2 protein-coding genes are annotated in these 502 nt (G+C 65.7%); both read right to left on the bottom strand.

The features are described from left to right. Positions 1 to 239, bottom strand: a 239-nt coding sequence (locus D1614_RS27815; RefSeq protein WP_368077850.1) for a CoA-transferase, incomplete at its 3' end; no start/stop codon positions are given. Beyond that, the coding region (locus tag D1614_RS27810) for a CoA-transferase (protein WP_368077849.1) at positions 239 to 502 on the bottom strand (264 nt) is incomplete at its 5' end. The genes D1614_RS27810 and D1614_RS27815, both read right to left, overlap by 1 nt.

Below are 502 nucleotides of genomic sequence, written 5' to 3'. Positions count from 1 at the left end.
GACTGCGGCAGTTCGGTGATGGTCTGCTTGCCGGCGTTGATCAGGTCGGGGTCGGCCTCGCCCTCATAGGGGAAGGGCCCCATGCCCAGCATGCCGTTCTCGCTCTGCAGCGTCACGTGCACGCCCTCGGGGATGTAGTTGGCCACCAGGGTCGGGATGCCGATGCCGAGGTTCACATAGAAGCCGTCCTGCAGCTCCTTGGCCGCGCGGGCGGCCATGTCGTCACGGGTCCAGGCCATTACGCGGCGTCCTTCTGGCGGGTGGTGACGCGCTCGATGCGCTTTTCGAACACCGCGCCCTTGAGGATGCGGTTCACGAAGATTCCGGGGGTGTGGATGGCGTCGTGGTCCAGCTCGCCGATCCCGACCAGCTCCTCGACCTCGGCCACCGTCACCTTGCCGGCCGTGGCCATCATCGGATTGAAGTTCCGCGCCGTCTTGCGATAGACCAGATTGCCTTCAGCATCGCCCTTCCAGGCGTGAACGACGGACACGTCCGCGAC

The organism is Maribellus luteus, from assembly GCF_003576475.1.
In the GTDB taxonomy this organism is placed as follows: Bacteria; Bacteroidota; Bacteroidia; order Bacteroidales; family Prolixibacteraceae; genus Draconibacterium; species Draconibacterium luteum.
This window is presented reverse-complemented; position numbering and strand designations above follow the sequence as displayed.